General features: G+C 56.7%; 17 protein-coding genes, 1 tRNA gene and 1 riboswitch. Of the genes, 4 read left to right on the forward strand and 14 right to left on the reverse strand.

Going from position 1 to position 20751, the window contains the following annotated elements; genetic code table 11:
• Window positions 1-29: 29 nt before the first annotated feature.
• Together DEU53_RS08135 and DEU53_RS08140 are read right to left on the reverse strand one after the other, a co-directional pair.
• Window positions 30-2693, reverse strand: a complete 2664-nt coding sequence (locus tag DEU53_RS08135) for a beta-N-acetylhexosaminidase (protein ID WP_110866625.1) — start codon at window positions 2691-2693, stop codon at window positions 30-32.
• A 51-nt stretch (window positions 2694-2744) separates the two neighbouring features.
• The gene (locus DEU53_RS08140; protein WP_110866626.1) at window positions 2745-4142 is read right to left on the reverse strand and encodes an OprD family outer membrane porin; all 1398 of its coding nucleotides are present in this window, start codon (window positions 4140-4142) and stop codon (window positions 2745-2747) included.
• A 266-nt stretch (window positions 4143-4408) separates the two neighbouring features.
• Window positions 4409-4504, forward strand: a riboswitch (TPP riboswitch).
• A gap of 33 nt (window positions 4505-4537) precedes the next feature.
• On the opposite strand from DEU53_RS08140, the gene thiM reads away from it, so the two are divergent.
• From thiM to fbaB, 3 genes are all read left to right on the forward strand, one after another.
• Window positions 4538-5323, forward strand: a complete 786-nt coding sequence (thiM, locus tag DEU53_RS08145; protein WP_110866627.1) for a hydroxyethylthiazole kinase — start codon at window positions 4538-4540, stop codon at window positions 5321-5323.
• Window positions 5320-6120, forward strand: coding sequence for a bifunctional hydroxymethylpyrimidine kinase/phosphomethylpyrimidine kinase (gene thiD / locus DEU53_RS08150; RefSeq protein ID WP_110866628.1), 801 nt, complete (start codon window positions 5320-5322; stop codon window positions 6118-6120). Before thiM ends, thiD begins: the two co-directional genes overlap by 4 nt.
• 147 nt (window positions 6121-6267) lie before the next feature.
• Window positions 6268-7320, forward strand: a complete 1053-nt coding sequence (fbaB, locus tag DEU53_RS08155; protein ID WP_110866629.1) for a class I fructose-bisphosphate aldolase — start codon at window positions 6268-6270, stop codon at window positions 7318-7320.
• A gap of 155 nt (window positions 7321-7475) precedes the next feature.
• On the opposite strand, the gene DEU53_RS08165 is transcribed toward fbaB, so the two are convergent.
• The 5 genes from DEU53_RS08165 to DEU53_RS08185 all read right to left on the reverse strand — a co-directional run bounded on the left by DEU53_RS08165 (window position 7476) and on the right by DEU53_RS08185 (window position 12428).
• Window positions 7476-8162: a GntR family transcriptional regulator gene (locus DEU53_RS08165; protein ID WP_101763339.1), complete on the reverse strand. Its 687-nt coding sequence runs from the start codon at window positions 8160-8162 to the stop codon at window positions 7476-7478.
• A 98-nt stretch (window positions 8163-8260) separates the two neighbouring features.
• Window positions 8261-9721 carry a mannitol dehydrogenase family protein gene (locus DEU53_RS08170; RefSeq protein ID WP_110866630.1) on the reverse strand — a complete coding sequence of 487 codons (1461 nt, stop codon included), beginning with the start codon at window positions 9719-9721 and terminating at the stop codon, window positions 8261-8263.
• A gap of 44 nt (window positions 9722-9765) precedes the next feature.
• On the reverse strand, window positions 9766-11049 hold the full coding sequence (locus tag DEU53_RS08175; protein ID WP_101763341.1) for an MFS transporter: 1284 nt from the start codon (window positions 11047-11049) through the stop codon (window positions 9766-9768).
• Between the two features lie 84 nt (window positions 11050-11133).
• A complete protein-coding gene (locus DEU53_RS08180; RefSeq protein ID WP_110866631.1) occupies window positions 11134-12144 on the reverse strand; it encodes a Zn-dependent oxidoreductase in 1011 nt (336 codons plus the stop codon).
• A 208-nt stretch (window positions 12145-12352) separates the two neighbouring features.
• Window positions 12353-12428 (reverse strand) — tRNA-Asn (locus DEU53_RS08185).
• 306 nt (window positions 12429-12734) lie between these two features.
• On the opposite strand from DEU53_RS08185, the gene DEU53_RS08190 reads away from it, so the two are divergent.
• Complete coding sequence (locus tag DEU53_RS08190) at window positions 12735-13856, forward strand: Gfo/Idh/MocA family protein (RefSeq protein WP_110866632.1); 1122 nt, start codon at window positions 12735-12737, stop codon at window positions 13854-13856.
• Between the two features lie 77 nt (window positions 13857-13933).
• On the opposite strand, the gene yegS is transcribed toward DEU53_RS08190, so the two are convergent.
• From yegS to vapB, 7 genes are all read right to left on the reverse strand, one after another.
• Window positions 13934-14833 carry a lipid kinase YegS gene (yegS, locus tag DEU53_RS08195; RefSeq protein WP_110866633.1) on the reverse strand — a complete coding sequence of 300 codons (900 nt, stop codon included), beginning with the start codon at window positions 14831-14833 and terminating at the stop codon, window positions 13934-13936.
• A gap of 249 nt (window positions 14834-15082) precedes the next feature.
• Window positions 15083-16450, reverse strand: coding sequence for a tRNA 5-hydroxyuridine modification protein YegQ (yegQ, locus tag DEU53_RS08200; RefSeq protein WP_110866634.1), 1368 nt, complete (start codon window positions 16448-16450; stop codon window positions 15083-15085).
• Window positions 16451-16595: 145 nt separating this feature from the next.
• Window positions 16596-17303, reverse strand: coding sequence for a two-component system response regulator BaeR (gene baeR / locus DEU53_RS08205; protein ID WP_101763346.1), 708 nt, complete (start codon window positions 17301-17303; stop codon window positions 16596-16598).
• Window positions 17304-17312: 9 nt separating this feature from the next.
• Window positions 17313-18698: a two-component system sensor histidine kinase BaeS gene (baeS, locus tag DEU53_RS08210; RefSeq protein ID WP_110866635.1), complete on the reverse strand. Its 1386-nt coding sequence runs from the start codon at window positions 18696-18698 to the stop codon at window positions 17313-17315.
• Complete coding sequence (gene mdtD / locus DEU53_RS08215; RefSeq protein ID WP_110866636.1) at window positions 18695-20101, reverse strand: multidrug transporter subunit MdtD; 1407 nt, start codon at window positions 20099-20101, stop codon at window positions 18695-18697. Before mdtD ends, baeS begins: the two co-directional genes overlap by 4 nt.
• Window positions 20102-20117: 16 nt before the next feature.
• Window positions 20118-20516: a tRNA(fMet)-specific endonuclease VapC gene (vapC, locus tag DEU53_RS08220; RefSeq protein WP_110866637.1), complete on the reverse strand. Its 399-nt coding sequence runs from the start codon at window positions 20514-20516 to the stop codon at window positions 20118-20120.
• Window positions 20516-20749, reverse strand: a complete 234-nt coding sequence (gene vapB, locus DEU53_RS08225; protein ID WP_101763423.1) for a type II toxin-antitoxin system VapB family antitoxin — start codon at window positions 20747-20749, stop codon at window positions 20516-20518. Before vapB ends, vapC begins: the two co-directional genes overlap by 1 nt.
• Window positions 20750-20751: the final 2 nt, after the last annotated feature.

Here is a 20751-nt window from a genome sequence, read left to right on the forward strand (position 1 = left end):
CAGGCACTCCAGCGAGGGGCAGAAAGTTTTTAAAGTGCTTCAGCGCGGCTGAAGCGTTTGCCATCCGGACTCACGCTACGCACCCAGACTTTATCGCTAGCAGTAATTGCCGGTTTAGCATGTGGTTGATAACGCTGCCAGCGCTTACCCTTATCCAGGCTGTACTCCAGCGGCAGACCCGGCAGCGCAATGTTCATGGTCAGTGTGCCATTCTCGACGCGCGCCCCCGGCACCGGTAAACGGTAGTGAATACCGGCTTTATCCATCTTGCCCAACTCACGCTGGCCTAACAGATTGGCGAAACGCTGCCAGTCCTGATTGCGCTGCTGCTGGTTAACGAAGTGGGTTTCACCGCCTTTAAAGGTGCGGCCTTGCTGATAATCCAGCTCCCACTCCGCGCGATGCCAACCGCGTTCGGCCACCGACAGCAGGCGCGGGAATACCATGTAATCCATCTGCTGATCGGTACGCGTGGTTTCACTCCACAGCTGTACTGAAATGCCGTATGCGCCTGACCACGGCTTATTCGAGGCGGCATCAAAGGTCTTCCCGTCGCGATCCACCGAGGTTTCAGCGTTCTGCGGCAGGTTATCCGGCGCGAAGCCAAACATCTTGCGCTCATCGCTGAAGCGTGTGCCCCAGTAATAGCCGCGCTCGTTAGGATTCACCTCATACGGGAAGTCCATGTAGACGTAATCCGGATTGGAGATCACCACTTCATAATCTTTCTGCGTCCAGTCGTTGGCGGTGTCAAAGCCGCCCCAATAGAGCGTGTCCCAGAAGTTAACGCGTACGCGCGAAGTGGCGAAGGCGTGCGCGTCAGTGGCATCTTTCAATCCATCCTGCCAGGCCTGCATCACCGGAATGCCGTGCGCTTTCACCATCTTGCTCACTTCCAGCGCGAAGTGACTTGGCAAGTGCTCCAGATCTTCCACCTTGCCGGATTTCACCACCGCCTGGCAGACCTGAGATTTTGCCCAGGGTTTGTCCTCTTTGCTTTGGTCTAAAATGCCCGTTCCCGCTTTCGGGTTCTTAACATCGCTGTAGCCGCTACCGAGGCGAATGTTTTTCGCTTCATCACCGCCAAAGTGCCAGGTGGTCAACGGTTGGCCGGCTTCGCGGTGCATCGCCTGCACTTCACCCATCACTTTATCGACAAATCGCTTCGAGGAATCGAGGCAAGGATTGAGATAGCTGGTGCGGTCGTACAGCTGCACGGAACGGGTATTCGAGGTATCCGTGGGATCCACCAATCGATATTCACTGGCCTGCTGCGGTTTACCCGCTTTCATCAGTTGCTGATATCGCGCCTCCATAGAGATCACCGCCGCGCGTGCATGCGCGGGCATATCGATTTCCGGGATCACTTCGATGTTGCGCGCCTGCGCATATTTGACGATCTCGATATAATCGGCGCGGCTGAAATGTCCGGTTCCGTTGTTATTCGTGAGCGGGCCGGAGCCCAATTGCGGCAGAAGACATTGCTGCTCAGTCAGATCGTGACAACGCTTACTGCCGACGTCGGTCAACTCTGGCAGACCGGGGATTTCGATACGCCAGGCTTCGTCATCGGTCAGGTGGAAGTGGAATTTATTCATCTTCCACGCCGCCATTTGATCGAGCATGCGCAGCACCGCTTGCTTGCTGTGGAAATTACGCGCCACATCGAGGAAGGCACCGCGATAGGCAAAGCGCGGTGCATCTTTCGCTTCAAGCGTGGCGATAATCGGTTTACCTTCAGCCGGCACCAGCGACAGTAACGACATTAAGCCGTAGTAAACGCCAGCCTGATCGTAACCAATGATATCGGTGCCGCGCGGTGTGATGCGCAGTTCATAAGCACCGGAAACCGCCTCTGCGCCGTGGAAATGATTGACGGCGATACGGGTATGAATGTCATAACCCGCTGACTGCGGTTTGAGCCCCATCAAATCGAAACGCTGTTTAACCGCATCAGCCTGGTTGTCCGCCAATACCTCAAGATGCAAGGCAACGCCACGGCTCAGGTCGACATCCGCCGCATGAACTTTCACCGAACGCGGCGTTGGGGTGATTTGTCCGCGCAGCGCGCTGGCAGGCAGTTGCGCCACATCGGCATTCTTTGTGAAACGACTTTGCGGCAGCATTAGCACGTTTTTATCGTCGGCAATGCGCTTCCATTGGCCGCCAAACGGCTTAACAAAGTCGCTGAGGTTTTCGGTATCGGTGCTGGTGATAATTTTTGGCGCGGCATTGGCGGCGGTGACATACCAGCGCGGCATCACGTCGGTGATAAACAGCTGCCAGTATTCATTGACGATAGGGATCTCAATCGACTCACCCGCCGCGATACCTTTGAATTTCTCCGTCGGTTCCAGACGGGTTAAATCGCCGACGATATGGGTCATTTTGAACTGATCGTTATCCACCCGCAGCGTTTCGTGCACGTTGCTCATGTAGATTGCCCAGTTTTTACTGGTGAGCGCCGGACCGTTGTTGGTCAGCGTGATGGTAGCGGTGTTGCAGGATGCCCAATCGGCACCGAGTTTCGCGCAGTTCACGCCGTGATCGGCCGCCTGGTTGTCAGTGACCTGATACTGCACGCCGAACTGACTGATTTGATCGACGACCTGCTGATTACTGCGCGGGGATGAACTGCAGGCGGCAAGGCTCATCACGCTCAGCGCCAGTAAACTGATTTTTAACTTTTTCATGTTGTTATCCTTCTCCACGGAGGTAAGTCTCTGGCTCCTGCCAGATCGGGGTCAAAACAGGGTGAATGGCGCGACGACCATAAATTTGATGTCTTTCTCGTCCTGGAAGATGTTGCCGTAGCCGCCGCTATAGCTGGGAAGATCGCTGTGATTGTCGTAGCGGGTGTAGTGCAGTTTGAATTGGGTGTCTTTGGCGCGGCCTTGCTGGATGGTGTAAACCAGGTCGAGGCTCCACGCTGATTCTTTCAGGCGCTGATTTTGGTCGTAGAGGGGATTGGTGGAAGGCTTCGCGTCCCAACCGTAGGCGTACGATGTACCGACTTGCCAGCCAGGTAATTGCCAGTGTCCCAGATCCACCATCACACCGGCGAAGAGCGCTTTCTCACCATTGGCGTTCCAGTCTGAGCGAGAATCCCACCACACGTCCATGCGGCCATTCGAGCTGGCGTAAGACGGCGTCATACGTTGCAGGAAGAAGCCCTGATTACCCTCGGCTTTTACCCATGTGCCTTCGAGGCGGAAATCGAACGCGCCGAGCGTGTAGCCGAACGTCAGCGCCTGCAGCCACGCGAGGCCATCGTAAACATCGTTCACCTGGCCAACGCCTCTGTTGTCACGATCCTTCGCGCCATAAAATTGATAACTGGTGCGCAGCGGTGCATCGGCCAGCGGCAGCTGATAAGAGGCTTTGGCAAAATACTGATCCATGTAATTTGCCGCCTGGCCGTAGGCGCCTTCCAGCACCAGCGCGTTTTTAAAATCGTATTTGGCACCAAAGGATTGCAGCCACGGAATCTCCGTCACGCCATCGGCTTTACGGAAGTTGTACATGTCGCGATACCACGGCGCTTTGTATTCGTCAGTCCACATCCAGGAGACGGAAAGGGCGCCGGCGTCGCTAAAATCAAAGGTGGTGCCGGCCTCAACGCCGCGATAGGTGCCGGGCAGGAAGCTCCAGTGCGGTGCCAGCAGCGTCTGCCCGGTGGGCTGCAGATAGCCTGCGCGCAGCCAGTTATCCTGCCATTTTGCCTTGATGGCGGCTTTATAGAGACTTAAGCCGCTCTTATCTCCGCTCCAGTCCTCATCCCAGCGCGTACGGGCATTGCTGAAACCAATTTCATTCGGTGCCGCCGGGCCGCCGTTGCTTAACTCCAGCGCGCCAAACGCTGCCAGATCGAGGCCGATCACCTCACCGGCGTAACCGGATGAGAAGTCGAGATTGGCATTCGCAGAGGCGTGATGCAGATTGGCATCATACTGACCGTACGAGCCTTTTTGCGGATCCATCTCTTTGCGATCGCGCTGGCGTTGCCAGTAAAACAGATTGCCAGAGAGAGTGGCGTCTTCGACAAAACCCACGGCGTGGGCGGAGGGAACCGGCATAAAAGTGCCGGCAAACAGGGCAGAGACAATGGCCGCAGAGAGCGGCGCGCGTGGAATCCGACGCATAGCAAATCCTCCGTGATGCTTCCATAAACAATTAACAAATCCGTATTGTTTCGTCATGAAACAAGTTGCCGGGGATGCTATTTTTCGCGACGCGAATTATCAATGGGATTTATTACAAAGTATGACGCAGCACGCAAAAAAGCGTCGTTTTAAGGCGTTTTATCAATAAGTTACATGAATGTGTAATTTGTTGCTTTGTGAGCCAGATTCCAGGAAAGCGGCGTTTACTTGCTTTACCCCAACTTGTTCCCTATGCTCGCCAACGTAGTTTTGACTCGGGGTGCCCCTTTAATACAGGGCTGAGATACACCCGCCGACCTGATCTGGATAATGCCAGCGTAGGGAAGTCAGATGCCTGACCGCATTCGCCTTCTTGATCGCCGGTTGGGAGCCTTATGAAACAGCCTGACCTTCTTTCCCCCGCGCAACTCGCGCACTCTCTGCAACTGCTGCGTCAGCAAGCGCCGCTGGTGCACTGCATGACCAATGACGTGGTGCAAACCTTTACTGCCAACGTGCTGCTGGCACTGCAAGCTTCGCCCGCGATGGTGATCGATCCTGAAGAAGCGGCGCAGTTTGCCGGTTTTGCCGATGCGTTGTTGATAAACGTAGGTACGCTGACGCGCCACCGTCGTGATGCGATGTGGGCGGCGGTGCAAGCGGCGCAAACCGCAGGCACGCCGTGGACGCTGGATCCGGTGGCGGTCGGCGCACTAACGCTGCGCACCGCATTCTGCCAACATTTACTGAGCCTGCAACCGGCGGCGATTCGCGGTAACGCTTCAGAAATTCTCGCACTGGCGCAACAGGCTAGCGGCGGACGCGGTGTCGACAGTCTGCATCAGGCCGATGTCGCGCTAAACGCTGCCCAGCAGCTGGCGCGCGATTACCACACCGTTGTGGCGGTGACCGGTGAAGTGGATTACGTCACTGACGGCGTGCAGACATTCGCCATCCCCGGCGGCAGCCCGCTGATGACGCGCGTGGTTGGCACCGGCTGCGCGTTGTCGGCGGTGGTTGCCGCCTGCACCAGCTTGCCGGGCGATCGCCTGCAGCATGTCGCTGCGGCCTGCCGCGTGATGTCGCTGGCGGGTGAGCAGACAGCGCGCCAGGTCGCCGGGCCAGGCAGCTTTGCCGCTGCTTTCCTCGATACGCTGTGGACGCTGGAGGTCGAGGCATGAAACGCATCAATGCATTGACCATTGCTGGCACCGATCCGAGCGGCGGCGCAGGTATTCAGGCCGACCTCAAAGCTTTCTCCGCGCTGGGCGCGTATGGCGCCAGCGTCATCACCGCGCTGGTGGCGCAGAACACCTGCGGCGTGCAGTCGGTGTATCGCATCGAACCTGATTTTGTTGGCGCACAGCTCGATTCGGTGCTGAATGATGTGCGCATTGATGCTGCGAAGATTGGCATGCTGTCCGAAACCGCTATTGTCGAGGTGGTCGCCGAGCGGCTGAAACGGGCCAGCCTGCCGTTTGTGGTGCTGGATACGGTGATGATTGCCAAAAGCGGCGATGCGCTGCTGTCGCCGGATGCGGTGGCGAGCGTGCGCGAATTGCTGCTGCCGCAGGTATCGCTGATCACACCAAACCTGCCGGAAGCCGCCGCGCTGCTGGGACGCGCGATGGCGCAGGATGAGAAAACCATGTTGCAGCAGGGCGGTGCGCTGCTCGATCTTGGCTGCGAAGCGGTGCTGATGAAGGGCGGACACCTTAGCGATGCCGAAAGCCCGGACTGGCTGATTACCCGCGACGGACGTCAGCGCTTTACCGCGCCGCGCGTCAATACGCGCCACACGCACGGCACCGGATGCTCGCTTTCAGCCGCGCTGGCGGCGTTGCGTCCGCGCCATGATAGCTGGGCAGCGACGGTCGCTGAAGCCAAGGCGTGGCTGCAACAGGCGCTGCTGCATGCCGATTCGCTGGAGGTCGGCAAAGGCATTGGGCCGGTGCACCATTTCCATCAATGGTGGTAGGGCGTAACGTCAGATTGCCGCTTTTTCACTGCGCATCCGTCTGAAAAATGGAGTCAGCAATTTGCCAGCCTGGCGCTTTCCGGTCCAGGCTGTTGGGGGCGAATCGGCAACGGCCGGTTCCAATCCAGCCATTTATCAGGAGCGAACATGACGGACATCGTACAGTTATTGGGCAAAGAGGCGGATAGCCTTCTTCAACATCGCTGCATGACCATTCCAGCGGATAGCCTCTATTTACCCGGCGCGGATTATGTTGATCGCGTGATGATCGACAACAATCGTTCTCCTGCCGTACTGCGCAACATGCAAACGCTGTACAACACCGGACGTTTAGCCGGCACCGGCTATTTGTCGATTTTGCCGGTCGATCAGGGCGTTGAGCACTCGGCGGGCGCATCCTTTGCGGCCAATCCAGCTTATTTTGATCCAAAAAACATTGTTGAGCTGGCGATTGAAGCCGGCTGTAACTGCGTCGCCTCTACCTACGGCGTGCTGGCTTCGGTTTCTCGTCGCTACGCGCACCGCATTCCGTTTATGGTGAAGCTAAACCACAACGAAACGCTGAGCTATCCGACGCAATACGATCAGACGTTGTACGCCAGCGTGGAACAGGCCTTTAATCTGGGCGCGGTGGCGGTTGGCGCCACCATCTACTTCGGTTCTGAACAATCACGTCGCCAGATTGAAGAGATCTCGGCGGCCTTTGAACGTGCGCACGAGCTGGGCATGGTGACGGTGCTGTGGGCCTATCTGCGTAATGATGCGTTCAAGAAAGAGGGCGTCGATTATCACGCCAGCGCCGATTTAACCGGCCAGGCCAACCATCTGGCGGCGACCATCGGTGCGGATATCGTCAAGCAGAAGATGGCGGAGAATAACGGCGGCTATAACGCGGTGAAGTTTGGTCATACCGATGAGCGCGTCTATAGCAAGCTGACTTCGGAAAACCCGATAGATTTGGTGCGTTACCAGCTGGCGAACTGCTATATGGGACGCGCAGGTTTGATCAACTCCGGCGGCGCTTCTGCGGGTGAAACGGATACCGCGGAGTCAGTGCGTACGGCGGTGATCAATAAGCGTGCCGGCGGCATGGGGCTGATTCTGGGGCGCAAGGCGTTTAAGAAGACGTTGAAAGAGGGCGTGCAGCTGATTAATGCGGTGCAGGATGTGTATTTGTCGAAGGATGTGACGATTGCTTAATTGAGTGGGGTTGTGCTCGCTGTCCCCCATCCCGGCCTTCCCCCGCGAGCGGGGGAAGGAGATGCTGCCACATGCTGCTTCAACACTTACATTTTGCAGCATCTTCCTCCCCCATTAATGGGGGAGGACCGAGGAGGGGGACAGCGAGCACTAAATCAAGGCGCCTCAAACCACTCACTATTACGCTCGGCAATCGGCGTAATGGTCAAAATCATCTCCTGCAGATGACGGCGCATTGCGCTTTCAGCTGCGTCAACATCATGCGCTTTCAAGGCGTTATAGATATCTTCATGCTGCTGAATCAAACGCTCCGGCGGTGACACTTCGCTCAGGGTCAGAAAGCGCACGCGGTCCATGGTAGCTTTGATGTTCTCCACCGTTTCCCACGCCAGCAGGCAATTAATCCCTTCAGCAATTAAGCGGTGAAACTCATCGTCCAGCCCCAGGAAAGCCTGGCTGTCATGACGTTCAGCGGCGAGACGCTGCAGCTGCAGGTTATGCTCCAGCGCCATCAATCCGGTCGCACCCATCTCCTGCGCGGCGCGGCGAACCACGGCGATCTCTACCGCTTCCCGGATAAAGCGACCGTCGGCCACGCGCTGAGCGGAGATTTTGCGCACGAAGGTGCCGCGCTGCGGTAACACCTGCACCAGTCCGGCTTCCGCCAGCTTGATAAAGGCTTCACGTACCGGCTGACGTGACACGTTAAAACGCGCCGACACTTCCTTCTCCGACAGCAGCGAGCCCGGATGAATAACGCAGGTCACAATATCTTTGCGCAGATAACGATAGATCTGCTGATTTACCGGTTCGCTGGTGGTTATGGTATAGGCAGTCGACATGCAGCAATATCCGTATTACGGCTGGCATCTGCCAGCCCGTTAAGAAAGGTTCAGTCTAATCAGCACGCTGCGTCTGCGCTACACATTTGTGCAGGCGCTTAGCCTTGTGTGACGAGGCTTTGAACGGTGGCGCGCGCGCCCTGTTTAACCAGTTGCTGATAGAGTTCAGTCACGCGTGAGACAAAGGCGGGCTGCTGCTGCAGATCGTCACCGAACACGGCGTTGAGGCTGAGCAACGCCTTAACGCGTGTCGCACCGTCCTCACTGTTTGCCACAATGTCCGCCAGCTGATCTTTCAGCGGATCGCGAATCTCAATGGCCTGACCTTGCTCATCCACGCCGCTGACGTAGCGCATCCAGCCCGCCACGCCCAGCAACACGAAATCGCACGAGGTGCCATTGCGCAGATGCCAGCGCGCGCTATCCAGCAGGCGCTGCGGCAGTTTTTGCGTGCCATCGGTGGCGATTTGATAGGTACGATGTTTGATGGCGCGATTCTCGTAACGCGCAATCAGGGAATCAGCGTAGGCTTCGAGATCGACGCCTTGCGTGCGCAGCGTCGGCGCCTGATCCTGCAACATCAACGCGCGCGCCGCCGCACGATAGCTGGCATCCGCCATGCAATCGCTGATGTGTTCATAACCGGCGAGAAAACCGAGATACGCGAGGAACGAGTGGCTGCCGTTGAGCATCCGCAGCTTCATCTCTTCGAACGGCAGCACATCGCTGACCAGCTCCGCACCCGCGTTTTCCCACGCCGGACGTCCGTTAACGAAGTTATCTTCGATGACCCACTGGAAAAACGGTTCGGCTTCAACCGCCACCGGATCGCGGCTGCCCAAACGTTCCGTCAGCGTGTCGAACGCTGCATCGGTCATGGCCGGGACGATGCGATCAACCATGGTCGAAGGGAAAGTAATGTGCGCCTGGATATACTCCGCCAGCGCAGGGTTGTGGCGCGCGGCCAACTGGGTGATCACGTTGCGCGTGACATGACCGTTCTCTGGCATATTGTCGCAGGACATCACGCTAAACGGCGGCAAATTGCGTTCGCGGCGGCGGATAATGGCCGCCAGAATCAAGCCGGGCAGCGAACGTGGCTCACCAGGATGAGCGAGGTCGTGCACAATATCGGGATGATCGGGATTGAGCTTGCCGCTCGACGGCATGTAGCAATAACCTTTCTCGGTTACGGTCATCGAGACAATCGCCACGTCCGGCTGGCTCATCGCCTCGATCACCGCCTCAATGCCGTCGCCTTTGCCATGCAGCGCTTGCGTCACCACGCCAATCACCCGCGTGTGTAAACTCTCATCCGCCATTTCGGTTAGCGTGTAGAGCAGATCCTGCTGACGCAGCGCCTGAATCAGCGTGCCGCTGTTGAGATTCACTTCGCAATAGCCCCAGTCGCTGCCCTGAGCGGCCAGCTTATCGGTCGCCAGCGCCTGATGCGCGCGGTGGAAGGCGCCAAAGCCGATGTGCACCATGCGGGTCTTGAGTTGGCTACGATCGTAAGCGGGGCGTTGGACATCAGCGGGGAGGCGTTCAAGCTCTAACATAGTCATTCCTTTTAGCAAATGGGGCGCTCAGCGCCCCATGAGATTTACACTGAAACCGGTTTATTGGTGGCTTTTGGTTCACGAATCACCAGCAGTACCAGCAGCGCACCGACGCCGGCTACCGCACCCGCGAGGATAAAGGCGCTGTCAAACTTACCGGAGTGCTGCACGATGAAGCCAGTCACCACCGGGCCGATCACACCGGACAAGCTACCAATCAGATGGATAAAGCCACTGATGCTGCCGACACGGCTTTTGTGCACCACGTCCTGCACAATCGCCCAGTAAATTGCGCCGGTGATGTAGAGGAAGAAGATCGAGATCGACATCATGATCACCGCCGAGTTGACCTCTTTTATCGTACCTGCCAGCGCCACGCAAATCGCCGCGGCGGTAAGTGAAACCACCAGCACAATTTTTCGTGAAAGCAGCAGCTTGCCGGTGATGTTGAAAATCTTATCGGAGATCCAGCCACCCAGCGCCAGGCCCACGAAGCCAACAATCCACGGGATCATGGTGGTGATGCTCATCGCTTTGATATCGAGGCCGTGCGCCTGCACCAGATACGCCGGGAACCAGCTCAGGAAGAAGAACAGAATGTAGTTGTAGCAGAAGAAGGCAAAGGCGGTGACCAGAATGATCGGCTGGCGCAGATAAAAGCCTAACCCGTGCGCGGCGCCGCTTGAGTCGATCACGTCGGCCGGTTCTTCGGCTTTCAGTTTTTCTACTAAGGCACGCTCTTCTGCCGAGACGCGCTTACTTTTCGCCGGATTGTCGGATGCGAAGAAGAACCACAGCGCCAGCCAGACGAAGCCAATCGCGGCGATCACCACAAATGCCGGACGCCAGCCGAACGACAGCGCCAGATAGCCAACAATCGGACCGGCAACCGCGCCACCCAGCGGTGAACCCGAGCTGAGTAAGCCCATTGCGGTGGCGGCCTGTTTTTTCGGGAACCAGCCGTTAATGGCTTTGTTCGCTGAGGCAGAGATGGGGCCTTCCGCCATGCCAAACAGCACGCGCAGAATCATCATCGACCAGAAGCCAGTCGCCATTGCGGTCAGGCCGCAGAACAGCGACCACATACCAACGGCGGTGCCGAGCACGATGGTCGGGCCAAATTTATCCGTCGCCAGGCCACCGATGAAGTTAAACAGGGCATAACCGAAGAAGAAGCTGCCGAAAATCATGCCGAACTGCTCGGCGTTGATCATCAGGTCTTTTTCCACCAGCGGTACCGTCAGAGAGAGGGCGATACGATCAAGGTAGTTGATCATAAACACCAGGAACAACAGCAGTACGAGGGTCCAGCGCAGGTTCTTAAACATAGAAACTCCGTCATCGTCATTTTTTATAGTAATAATGCCGGCAGGTAAGGGACCGGCATGGGGACACCTGGTGTGCGGGTTAACTTAACCCATTTGTAGGATCACTTTGCAGCAGGTGCGGGGATCTTTTTCGAACAGCGTCATGGCTTGCTCAACGTCTGCCAGCGGGAAATAGTGCGTCACCAGTTTCTCCGGCTGGATCTGGCCTTGCTCAATCCACTCAATCACCTGCGGGAAGCGATTGCTGTTGAGACGCGAGGTGAACAGCGACAGCTCTTTGCTGGTGAGACTTTGCTGCGTGATGCTGCACGGCTCGCCAGAAAAACCCAGCAGGCCGATACGCGCCGCTGGTGAAGCGAGGGCGGCGGCTTCTGCCAGGATCGAAGGGTGACAGGCGGCGTCGATAATCAGCGTTGGTTGCACGCCTTCCAGCTGCGCGGCGAGCGGAATTTCGCTGTTGTTGAACACCTGATCGGCACCGTTTTCCTGCGCCAGCGCCAGCCGTTCTGGCAGACGATCAACCACCAATACCTGTTCAACGCCATACACGCCTTTCAGCACCTGAATGGCGGTAAGGCCCATTGGTCCGGCACCGTAAATCAGCGCCACATCGTTTGGCTGTGGTTTGAGGAAGGCGGTGATATTGGCCGCGATGGTGAAAGGTTCGACCATGCTGGCGAGTTTGTCGGGAATGCTATCCGGCAGGCGGAAGGCGTTTTTTGCTGGCGCCACGGCATATTCGCTAAAGCCACCGTCGCGGTGCACGCCAATCACCTGCAACGCTGTGCAGACGTTCGGGCGACCAATCGAGCAGGGATAGCAGTGACCGCAGCTGACGACCGGATCGACCGCCACACGTTCGCCAATGCGGCTGGCGGCAACGTCATCGCCGACCGCATCAATCAGGCCGAAGAATTCGTGACCAATCACGCGCGGATATTTAGCGAAAGGATTGTGACCGTGCCAGATATGCACGTCGGAACCGCAGATGCTGGCAAATTGCACCTTCACGCGTACTTCACCTGCAGCGGGTTGCGGCAGCGGACGTTCTGCCAATACCAGTTCACCCGGTTGCTCAATCACTACACTTTTCATCATCTACTCCAACGGGAATGCAATGATGAAAAAATACGCGCACTAATACTACCATACAAGTCGGCGTTAAAGAGTTGTGAAGAGAATCACAGAGGAACAGTTACGTAGGGGCGCCATTCATGGCGACCAGGGAATCACGGCCACCCTAAATCGCGATGCTGAAATGACAAAAACCCGCTCAGGTTTCCCTGAGCGGGTTTTTTAAATTTGGCTCCTCTGACTGGACTCGAACCAGTGACATACGGATTAACAGTCCGCCGTTCTACCGACTGAACTACAGAGGAATCGTTTGAACGGGGCGCATATTATCGAGCGGCCCTCGCCTTGTCAAAACTCTTTTTCACAATTCGTTCTGACTGCTGAATAAAGCGTCAATTGCGCGCTATGAGCGGACTCAGCGCGGCAAAATCACAACTGATACAACCTCTTTTGTGACGATGATCACCATCTCTATGCAAAATTACATTCTGATTTGTCGATTTTGTCGGATACCTCGCATGCATGATCACAGATATTTCATTTCGCCGTTGTCGGGGCCAAAAGCGAAACATATATTCCAGAATAACTCTTAAGCGAATGCGGGAATAGTCATGAACAAAGTCAGAATTGGAATGATTGGCAGTGGTTACATCGGTCGTTGTCACGCGATTGCTTACGCTCAGGCACCTACGGTTTTTGCCCTGAAAGGCGAGATCGTGCGTGAAATGCTGGCGGAAGTGAACCCAGAGCTGGCAGCAAAACAGGCGGCAACTTTTGGCTTTGCCCGTTCTACTGGCGACTGGCACGAGCTGGTGCGCGATCCGAACATTGATGTGGTTGATATCTGCGCACCGAACTTCCTGCATAAAGAGATGGCGCTGGAAGCGATTCGCAACGGCAAACACGTTTACTCGGAGAAACCGTTGTCGCTATCGGTGGCCGATGCGGAAGAGATGGTGCAAGCGGCGCAGCAGGCCGGCGTTAAAACGCTGGTCGGCTTTAACTACATGAAAAACCCCACCAGCCAACTGGCGCGCGAAATTATCGCGCGTGGTGAAATCGGCGATGTGGTGCACTTCTACGGCACGCACAATGAAGATTATCTGGCACGGCCGGAAACGCCGCTCGATTGGCACTGCCAGAAAGCGTTGGCCGGATTAGGCGCGCTTGGCGACCTCGCTGCGCATATTGTGAATATGGCACACTATCTGGTCGGAGATATTGAAGAAGTCAGCGGCGATATGATGACGGTGATTAAAGAGCGTCCGGATCCGAAGAATGCTTCGCGCCTGCTGCCGGTGGAAAACGAAGATCAGGCCAGCGCCTTGCTGCGCTTTAAAAACGGTGCGCACGGCGTGTTTGAAACCTCGCGTATCGCCTGCGGCAGCAAAATGGGCCTGACGTATGTGGTCACCGGCACCAAAGGCACGCTGCGTTATACTCAGGAACGTATGGCCGAGCTGGAGCTGTATATTCACGATGAACCGGCAGGCCGCCAGGGTTTCAAAACCATTTTGACCGGTCCGTCGCATCCGGATTACGCCAACTTCTGCGTCTCTGCCGGGCACGGCATCGGTTTCAACGATCAGAAAACCGTCGAGATTCGCGATTTAATCAATGGCATTGCCGCTGGCGATCGCATGTGGCCTGATTTCGCGGAAGGATTGCAGGTGCAAAAGGTGCTGGAAGCGGTTGCGGTTTCCGCACTGGAACGTCGCTGGATGAAAGTGTAATCACAGCTAACTGAACAACATCGTAGCGGCGCAATGTATTGCGCGCCATTGAAAGCGCGCCGCTACGGTAATGTACGTTAAGCAAGTAACGGGCATTGCGGCGGTAAACGGCAGCTCAGTGCGCCCGCCATCACTTCAATCTCAAACTCACTTCCCGTCAGCGGTTCGCCATCCAGATTAAACGTCATCTCATGGGGTGAACGGATGGTGAGCGACTGCAGCTGCGCCGTGACGATATTCGGATTTTCATCATCACGCGTTAGCGAATGCAGCAACGTTGGCAGCAGCTCTTGCGCGGTGACGATGCTGAGATTGAGCTGTCCGTCATTGATTAAGGCATCCGGGCAGAGCTTTTGTCCGCCGCCAGCCTGACGTCCATTGCCGATGCCAATCACCAGCGCATCGCCTTGCCAGTTAAAGCCGGGGCCGCTGATTTCGCAGCGATCCGGTTTCAGCGCATCGACGCGCATCAAACCATGAATAAAGTACGACACGCCGCCGAGCGCCGATTTCAGCTTTTCAGGCGTTTCGGTGGTGATGCGTGTACCAAATCCGCCGGTCGCCATATTGATAAAGTAGCGATCGCCGTTCACGCGCGCCAAATCGATAGCCGTGGCTTTTCCCACCAGCGCGAGACGTAAAGCCGGTTCCATCCCTTCGGGAATACCGACGCTGGTGGCGAAATCATTGGCGGTGCCGAGCGGTAAAATGCCCAGCGCCGGACGCTGCTGCTCGGGCAATCCCGCCAGCGCGGTGGCGATCTCATTGATGGTGCCATCACCGCCGCCAGCCACCACGGTTTCTGCTTGCAAAGCGACCGCTTCTTGCACATAACGATCGCCATCACCTTTTTCCCAGGTGACGCGCACCGCCAGATTAAAGCCTTCATCACGCAGCGTATTCACCGCAGCGCGCAAATCTTCATTACCTGCGCCTTTCCCGTTGAGGATCAGCAGCGTCAGCGGTTTGTTTTGCATTATCAGTTCCTTGATGCGAGAGACAGAGCACTGGTTATAGCATAGCTGGGGAGAGAACTTTATCGGCGGGCGACGAAAAAATCGGTGGGCGATCAAAAAAGAAAACCCGCACGGGGGAGCCGGGCGGGTGAATGAGGTGGTTCCTGGTACTACCTGCTTTTATTCTTACTCGTTAGCAGCAGGCGAGATTCTAAAGCGAGGCGAAGAAAGGGTCTGTGATCCTACTCTAACTTCGCTATTTTCTTTTCTTTATGTGCGATTTTTCCCGTGTGGATCGTAGGTGCTGTGGCCATCGGTGAAATTACGCAACAGCAGGGCGAAGGCGAGGTTGACCGATTCCGGGACCGGGATCCACACGCGGTGTCCATCGCCTGGCGCCACGTCCACTGCCGATCCTTTATCGTTCTGCATGGTTTCCAGCGTGCAATTGAGGTTGCCTTCGGGCGTCATGATCTCGACAGAATCCCCGAGCATAAACTTATTCTTCACCGCAATCTGCGCCCAGTCACCGCGACGTTCGCCGGTGAATTCGCCGACAAACTGCTGGCGCTCGGAGATGGAGAAACCTTGCTGGTAGTTCTGATAGCTGTCATGGGTATGACGACGCAGAAAGCCTTCGGTGTAACCGCGGTGCGCCAAACCTTCCAGCGTCTCCAGCAGCGCTGGATCGAAGGGTTTACCCGCAGCGGCATCGTCAATGGCACGGCGATAAACCTGCGCGGTGCGCGCGCAGTAGTAGAAGGATTTGGTGCGGCCTTCGATTTTCAGCGAGTGCACACCCATTTGGCTAAGACGTTCAACGTGCGCCACCGCACGCAAATCTTTTGAGTTCATGATGTAGGTGCCGTGTTCATCTTCGAAGGCGCTCATCACCTCACCCGGCTTCATCTTCTCTTCCAGCAGGAACACGCGGTCGGTGGTGGCGCCGACGCCCAAAGTCGGCTCCTGCACCTTAACCGACTCATGGAAACCGACGATATTGCCCATCTCATCCTGCTTGCCTTCTTCCACTTTGTATTCCCAGCGGCAGGCATTGGTGCAGGTCCCTTGATTAGGATCGCGTTTGTTGAGGTAGCCCGAGAGCAGGCAGCGGCCGGAGTAAGCCATGCACAGCGCGCCGTGCACGAAGATCTCAATCTCCATTTCCGGCACCTGCTGACGGATTTCTGCAATCTCATCCAGCGATAGCTCGCGTGAAAGAATCACGCGCGTCAGCCCCATCTGCTGCCAGAATTTCACCGTGGCCCAGTTGACCGCGTTGGCCTGCACCGACAGATGAATCGGCATCTGCGGAAAGGCTTCACGCACCAGCATAATCAAGCCGGGATCGGACATGATCAGCGCGTCCGGCTGCATGGCAATGACCGGCGTCAGATCGCGGATAAAGGTTTTCAGTTTGGCGTTGTGCGGGGCGATGTTGACCACCACGTAGAATTTCTTACCGAGCGCATGGGCTTCATTGATGCCCTGCGCCAGAATCTCGTGGGTGAATTCGTTGTTGCGCACGCGCAGGCTGTAGCGCGGTTGGCCAGCGTAGACGGCATCAGCGCCGTAGGCAAAGGCATAGCGCATATTCTTCAGCGATCCCGCTGGAGAAAGCAGTTCAGGTTTTAACATGGATTTTCTCACTGATGTCAGGTCAGCATGCCATCGTGGATGGCAGGTGCAGCGGCCGCATTATACGGCCCTGCAAAAGGTGGGGAATTGTAGGCAGGCCCGTACCCGATGTAAATTGACCTGGATCAATGTAAGCCGTTGCAGGCTACAGCAAGCGGCAGACGTCGGCTTCCCAGCGATACCCCATGCCGTACACCGCGCGGATAAACGGCTGTTCCGCATCGAGGCTTTCCAGCTTGCGGCGCAGGTTTTTGATGTGACTGTCGATAGTGCGATCGGTGACTACGCGGTAATCGTCGTAGAGATGATTGAGCAACTGCTCGCGCGAGAACACTTTTCCCGGCTCCAGCGCCAGCGTTTTCAGCAGACGAAATTCGGCGGGCGTCAGCTCCAGCTGTTGTTCACGCCAGCTGGCCTGAAAGCGGCTCTCATCAATATGCAGAGGCGATTCCTGCTGCGCCTCTTCCGGCGAACGTTTGACGCGGCGCAAAATGGTTTTGACGCGCGCCACCACTTCACGCGGGCTGAACGGCTTGCAGATATAGTCATCCGCGCCGATTTCCAGCCCCAGCAGGCGATCAATCTCCTCGGTGCGCGCGGTCACCATGATGATCGGCAGCTCCGAGAAACGGCGAATTTCGCGGCACAGCGTTAAGCCGTCGCGGCCGGGCAGCATCAAATCCAGCAGCATCAGGTCCGGCGGCGTGTGCTGAACATAGCTCAACACCGCGTTACCGTCGGCAATGTGGTGCGTGCGATAGTTGGACGCCTGCAGATAATCAATCATCAGCTGCGCCAGTTTGGGTTCATCTTCTACAACAAGGATCAGAGGGTCGCTATTTTCCGGGCTCATAAGTGGCGTCTAGTGAGGAACATACGGCAAGTTTAGCGTGATTTGCAGTCCACCTAAATCAGAGTGATCCGCACTGATGCTGCCGTCATGTGCTTCCACGATGTTTTTACAGATCGCCAGGCCAAGCCCAGAGCCGCCGCTGGCGCGATTGCGTGAACTTTCCGCGCGGAAAAATCGTTCAAATAATTGTGCCTGATGGGCCGGATCAACGCCCGGCGCGCTGTCCGCAAAGCGCAGCTGCCAGTTTTCGCCCGCCAGCTGCATCGAGAGCTGCACCGCGCCGCTGCTGTCGGTGTAACGCAGGCTGTTTTCCAGCAAATTGGTGAACAGCTGCATCAGGCGATCGGGATCGCCAAAGCTCTCCGCCTGCGCGGGTAACGCCAGATTGAGTGCCAATCCGCGGCTGCGATAACGTTCGCCGAAGCTGCCGGCCACCACTTCCAGCAGAGTGACCAGATCAACCGGCTGCTTGCGATAGGCGAGGGCACCCGCGTCGGACAATGACAGCTGATGCAGATCCTCCACCAGTTTCGTCAGCACCACCACTTCGCTTTGCAATGAACTGATGGCTTCCGGCGTCAGCTTGCGCACGCCATCCTGCATCGCTTCCAGCTCACCGCGCAGAATCGCCAGCGGCGTGCGCAGTTCATGGGAGATGTCGGCCATAAAGGCGCGGCGGTTGCTTTCGTTCTTTTCCAGCGAACTGGCAAGCTGGTTGAAGTCGCGGCCCAGTTGGCCGAGTTCATCGCTGCTGCCGACTTCCACGCGGGTAGCGAAATTGCCCGCCGCCAAATGGTGCGTGCCATCCACCAGCCGTTTTACCGGTGCCAGTAAACCGCGCGCCAGCAGCCAGGTGACCAGCGCGGCGAGTAACCCAGTCAGCGCCACAATCATCCAGCTGGTGCGTCGCTGCTGCTGATCAAAGTTGATGTCGGTGCTGCGCGTCAGACGTTCAGCCGGTGAGGCAATCACCCAGCCAACAATTTTGCCGTTGCTGGTGGTGATATTGCGCCGGGTACCTTCCGGCGGCACCGGCTGGCGCGGCCCTGACAGCACTTTGTATTGCTGATCGATAATCCAGAACTGCGTGCGCCAGCCGTGCGGCGGTAACTGATTCACGCTGCCCGGATTCTGCTCCAGCGAGCGCAAAATAGAAAAAATCAGCTTGTCATTGCTGCGCAGAAAATCCCAGCTACCGTGCTGTTCATACTGATCGGCCAGCGCATCGCTCAGCAGGGTTAAGCGCTGCTCGTTGCCTTTTTTGATGTAATCCACAAAGCCGTGCTCAAAGCTGAGCCGCACGCCCCAATGCATGGTGATGATCACCAGCATGCAGGTGGAAAAAATCGCCGCAAACAGCTTGGCACCAATGCCCCATTTTACCGGCCGCTTCATCCTTTGCTCCTGCCTCTAAGGTCAACGTTTTTACTGACATCCTTCGGTACGCGCCAGAACACCAGCGCCGGCAGCGCAATCACCAGCGCCATGCACAGATAGGTGTAAATGAAGGTTTGATGCGCCGCCGGGCTGTCGGCTACCACGCCGTGGCCAAATGCGCCCAACAGCAAACCGGCCACGGTGACGCCAATACTCATCGACAGCTGCATGATCATCGACAACAACGAGTTGCCGCTGGAAGCCAGATCGTCCGGCAGTTCCTTTAGCGTCAGGGTATTCATCGAAGAGAAGCGGATGGCGTTGACCATGCCCTGCAGCAGTAACACCACCGGCAGCAGCCAAATCCATCCCAGCAGCGCCACCAGCGGGAACAGCAGCACCACCAACGCCAGCGCCAGGGTCGCGCCGACCAGCGCATTGCGATAGCCGAACAGGTTGACGATGCGCACCACCACGCGCTTAGTCCCCATATTGCCGAGCACCATTGGAATCATCATCAATCCGGCGTGGAATGGGCTGTAGCCGAGGCCGACCTGCAGGAAAATGGGCGTCATAAACGGCAGCATGCCGCTACCGATGCGGCCGGTAAAACTGCCGATCAGGCCAATTGAATAGATGCGGTTATCAAACAGTTTCAGGCTGAACAGTGCGTTATCGTTGTTGCGGCCGTGCATCAGGTAGAACAGCAGCGAAAACACCCCAACCAGAATCAGTAAGCCGAGCAACAGCGGCGATCCGCCGGCGCTGCGCTGACCATCCAGCGCCAGCGTTAAGGTCGCCATGCCGACGGCCAGCAGCACAAAACCGAGGAAATCGAAGCGCCGCGTCTGCATGGTGTAATTCGGCATCAGCGTCAGCGTGGCAATCGCACCAATGATGCCAACCGGAATGTTGATCAGGAAAATCCAGTGCCAGCTGGCGTACTGCACCAGAATCCCGCCCAGCGCCGGGCCGAGCAGCGGACCAATTTGTCCCGGCGTGGTGACGAAGGTCATCGCCGACATATATTGCTCGCGCGGCACAATTTTCATCACCGTTAAGCGGCCAACCGGCACCATCATCGCGCCACCAATGCCTTGCACCACGCGCGCCATAATCAGCTCATCGAGCGTGGCGGAGAAGGCGCACAGCAGCGAGCCGATGCTGAACAGCACAATCGCGCAGAAGAAGATATTGCGCACGCCAAAACGGTCCGCCAGCCAGCCGCTGATCGGCAACGTAATCGCCACGGTCAGCACATAAGAGACGATCACCGAGTGCATATTCAGCGGACTGACGTTGAGATCGCGCGCCATCGACGGGATCGCGGTATTGACGATGGTGGTATCCAGCGCCTGCATAAAGAAGCCAAACGCGACGATCCACAGCTGCCAGCGCACGGTGGCGTTTTGAGGTGACATGCAGGTACCCGTTATGTCAGATCCAGTTTTCGCAGATCAGCCCATTCACGCGTGAAAATTCACGCAAATTGTTCGATACCAACGTCAGGGCGGCACTGCGTGCATGAGCGGCGATGTGAAGATCGTTCAGGCCGATCGGCGTGCCATTTTTCTCAAGCTCTGCGCGGATAGCGCCATAGTGGAAAGCGGCTTTGGCATCGTAATTCAGCACATCAAGGCGTGAGACAAAATCTTCAACGGTACGTAGGTTCCGCTCAGGAAAGGCGCTCTTTTCTGAGCCGTGAAACAGCTCCGCCAGGGTGATCGTCGAGATAACCATCCGGCCGACATTGGCGTTAAAACGTTCGAGCACTTCAATCGGCCGCCGCTTGATGACGTAGATAACAATATAGGTATCCAGCATGTAGCGATGCATTAAAACGCTTCCCGCTCAGATTGTTCCTGCGAAGCACGCTCATCCATAAAATCATCGCTCACCGTCGGACCGTCGAGGAAAAAACTGTCCCAGGCGTTCTCTATGGGCGTGAGGATGCGCTCCTTGCCAATCGCTCTGACGGTGACGTTTTTTACATCATCAGGAAAACGAACGTCTGCTGGAATGCGAACGTTTTGTGTCCTGTTGCTGGTGAACACGGTACCTTGTGACATAT

The sequence above is a fragment of the Pantoea sp. AG1095 genome, from assembly GCF_003208415.1.
Lineage (GTDB): Bacteria > Pseudomonadota > Gammaproteobacteria > Enterobacterales > Enterobacteriaceae > Pantoea > Pantoea leporis.